The organism is Synergistaceae bacterium (assembly GCA_012728235.1).
GTDB lineage: Bacteria > Synergistota > Synergistia > Synergistales > Synergistaceae > JAAYFL01.
The window spans coordinates 1-3,945 of record JAAYFL010000060.1 but is presented as its reverse complement, the minus strand read 5'-3'; the positions used below and the strand labels follow the sequence as shown (position 1 = coordinate 3,945).

2 protein-coding genes are annotated in these 3,945 nt (G+C 37.2%); one reads left to right on the top strand and one right to left on the bottom strand.

Annotated features, from left to right (window positions below):
- The first annotated feature begins 20 nt into the window (after nt 1–20).
- Nucleotides 21–2,489, top strand: a complete 2,469-nt coding sequence (locus GXZ13_04890; protein NLX75157.1) for a diguanylate cyclase — start codon at nt 21–23, stop codon at nt 2,487–2,489.
- A 102-nt stretch (nt 2,490–2,591) separates the two neighbouring features.
- Here GXZ13_04890 and GXZ13_04885 read toward each other — a convergent pair.
- The coding region (locus tag GXZ13_04885; GenBank protein NLX75156.1) for a GGDEF domain-containing protein at nt 2,592–3,945 on the bottom strand (1,354 nt) is incomplete at its 5' end.

Genomic DNA, 3,945 nt, shown 5'->3' with positions numbered 1-3,945 from the left:
ATATTTCCGGTGTTTCATACATGGGTTTTGCTGACATAAAAGGGAATTCTTACTTGCATGATGGCCGGCATGCAAAAATAAACGATAGAGAATATTTTAAAAAGTCAATAAAAGGCGAACGTGCGATTGAAGAGATTCAAAACAACAAACATTCAGGAATACCAGTTATCTTAATTTCAGTACCCATTAAATCAGAAAGGGAAGTTAAAGGCATTCTCTTTGGCATCTACGCGGAAGGACACTTCCAATCGCTGCTTAGGCCCAATTACTTTAATAAGGAAGGATACTCATTTATTTGCAATGATGTCGGAGATATTATAATAACGAGTAAAGGTCTTTCTTTTCTGACACACGAGAGAAGAAATATAAGCTATTTACTAAAAAGCGAAAGATTAGACAAAAAGTTAGACGCAGAGCAAATCCTTCTCAATATAAAGAGCTCGGCTCCCGGAGTTTTTTCCTACAATATAGGTGGACGGCACAGATATACTGCATATCATCCTCTCGGAATAAATAACTGGGTTCTTTTTAGCGCTGTCCCAACAGACTCTATTTATGAAGAGTTCTCCGTTATCTCACAGAGTGGGCAAATATCGATGTTAATTGTACTTTTAAGCGCAATAGTTATTTTCCTATTTATTATTGTAATGGATTATAGGGAGAGAAAGGCCCTTGAGGCAGAAAAAGAATTGCTGCGTATAAGTGAAGAAGAGTATCGCATATTCGTGGAACAGAGCGAAAAGCTTCTTTACCGCTACGATATAAAAACAAAGACAATACATAGCCACCCTGCTATGGCTGAGGTTCTTGGCGTACCTATGGTTTTTAAATACGATTCGGAAAGCGTTGCTAAATCCGGTATTATACTAAAAGAAAGCTTAGAAGAACATGCGAGATTTTATGAAGCAATGTCAAATGGTGAGCCGACAGGGAGCACAGTTCTTAATATAAGAAAAACATCAGGAGAGAATGCTTGGTACCGCGGTGTTTTTACAATGATTTACAACGATGACGGCTCTCCAAAACATGCAATAATATCGATGGAAGACGTCACGGCTCAAAGAGAAAAGGAGCTTGCATATGAGCTGTGGCGTAAAAAAATTAAATCAGACGGCTTAACAAAAAATGTCATTTATTATGACTGCAACTTGACGAAAGATGTTTGCGAAAGAAAAGAAGGAAGCCTTGGTTTCGGAGTTATAGACGATATCGGGAGCGCTTTTACAGACGTAATCGAATATGCTACGAAAAATATTGTTTATGAAAATGATAGCGATGATTTCAAAGATTTTTTCCAAAAAGATCGGCTCCTCGCTCAATACTACAGAGGGGTTTCAGAGGAAAGTTTTGAGTGTCGCGTAAAATCACAAGATAAAGATTTTAGATGGATTAAAGGTAAAGCGGAGCTTGCAAAAGATGCCTTTTCAACTGATATAAGGGCGTTTCTCACATTTAAGGATATAGATGAAAAAAAACGCAACAAACTTGAACTTGAGGCTCAAGCAAAAAACGATCCCTTGACGGGAGTACTGAACAGAGTTGAATTTGTTCGTCAAATGGAAAGTTTAATACAAATTAATGCAAGCAACTTACATGCTACACATGCTTTGATAATGATAGACATTGATGATTTTAAACAGATAAATGATTTGTATGGACATGACAGTGGAGACAAGCTGCTAGTAGAGATGGTTTTAAATTTGAGAAAACTGATGAGAAAGGGAGACCTGCTTGGTCGCATAGGAGGAGATGAGTTTATTATCTTCTTGGAAAATATTACCAGTGAAGAAGTTGTCCGGAAAAGAGCGGAGCTTATCTGTCAGATGATATACAGACAACTTACGGGAAAAAGTATAGTTTCGGGAAGTTTGGGAATAGCAATGTATCCAAGGGATGGAACAACGTTCAGCGAATTGTATAAAAAATCTGACATTGCCCTTTATAAGGCGAAGAGAGAGTGCTCAGGAAGCTATCTGTTATATGACAGCTCTATGGAACAAGAGGCGAACGCAAATAATACATCCCACGTCGTCAAAAAATTGCCGGCAAGTATTAAAAAAGATGAAAGTAAAATAAATGAACTTGTTCGCATTAGCGACGAATTGCTAAATGGCGCAGTTGAGGAGGCTCCCTCTTCGGCATCCCTGGATATAGAAGAAGGTTCCGATGCTTATATTGAGTATGATTTAAAAGCTGGAACCTATTTTCGCTCTGCCGATTTTGAAAAGTATGAGATGAGTACTCTTACAAACGAAGAGTTTTTTGATCTTTTTACAAAAATTCCGGGAATCCATCCGGAAGATGAGCCAAAATTTCGTGTCTTTTATGGAAGAGACATAAAAACATCACAGACGCACAACGAGGAGACTCTTCGTATTAGGAAAAAAGACGGGAAATATGTTCTCTCACGCATTATATCAACTCGCCTATTTGATGCGGACAATAAAATACAGAAGCAGAAAGTGTCAATAAAAGAGATAAAAGAATAATAATTATCTATAAATAACGTGAGATGGAAGAGCAATTTACATTCTTCCATCTCGCCTTGTTTATTTCCATATTTTCAAAAGCATTCTTTGTTTTCTTAGCAGTTATTCTTCCTTATAAACATAACTGCTGTCTCTGCCAGATTTCTTCGCCTCATAGAGAGCGAAATCCGCTTTTTTATAAATCTCTTCAAAGCTGCTGCCATCCTTTGGATAGAGTGCTATGCCAACGCTTGCTGACGAAAAAAGGTCATCAGTAATTTTTTTTCTAAATCTTGATATGATGGCATCTGCACGCTTTATTGCCACGTCAACAGATGGTATATTTTTTAAACAGAGCATAAATTCGTCTCCGCCTAGACGGCATATCAAGTCATCTTCTCGCTGTAGAGATCTTAAATCACCGGCCATTTCGATTAGGAGGCTATCCCCCAGAGGATGTCCCATAGTATCGTTCACCTGCTTAAAGCAATCGATATCAACTATAAGAAAGGCGTGTTTTTTATCGGGATAAAGCTCAAGTAAGCTGTTGACTTGTGCTATAAAGTTTCTTCTGTTTAAAAGCCCGGTTAAATCATCTTTGCTGGCATAATTTTCAGCTTGCAGAAAAGCAGTTTTTTCCTTGTCGATATTATAAAAAAAGATATATAGCATAATGTCCTTGGTATAGGGTTCCTCAATTAAGTAAATTATTGCAACAACCCATAGGGGATGTTCATCGATTAACATGCGAAACTCCAACTTTTCCGCAGTTTTTTTGTTTGAAAAAGCTTTAATTAGGCGCTCTCTGTTAACGTAGCTTAAATATCTCGCTCTGTCTTCTTCCGCCACGAAATAATTGACGAAATAATTTGTTGCCTTGTCAAAATCATCAAAGATGCTTTTGTCCGGGAAATTACATTCGCTGCCTTCACTCAAGCAGGTAATCATCATGTTTTTCGTAAGATTGTATTGGAGATGCAGTATGCTATTTTGCATAAAACTTTCAATGATATTTTGCCAGTAACTATGCGCTACTTTCATTTCATATAAATCAGACACGTCTTCCGATGTTCCTATAGCTTTATAGGGGTTCCCTTCGTCGTCAAATAAATTCTTGTATTTAATCTTTAAATAGCGATAATTTTGCCGATTGGGGGATTGAACTTTTAAAATCTTCTCTAGTTCTTTTTCTCCCTCGTGCAGCTTTTCATACATATCAAGGTATTCTTCTACGCTCTCCTGGTGAACATAGCCATTGTCTACTAAACTTTCAGGGACATTTTTTATGACAGATTCTAACCCATGAAAGTCTTTGCTGCTTTTATTCTGTATTATTCTTTTTTTTGCGATGTCATACTCCCATAATATAAGATCGCCGCTATCTATAGCGATGTTCATCCGTTCATTGAGATAAGTCAGATTTTTATTTTCTTTTTTAAGCAGAGAATGTTTTTCTTTGAGCTGTTTATGTCTATTT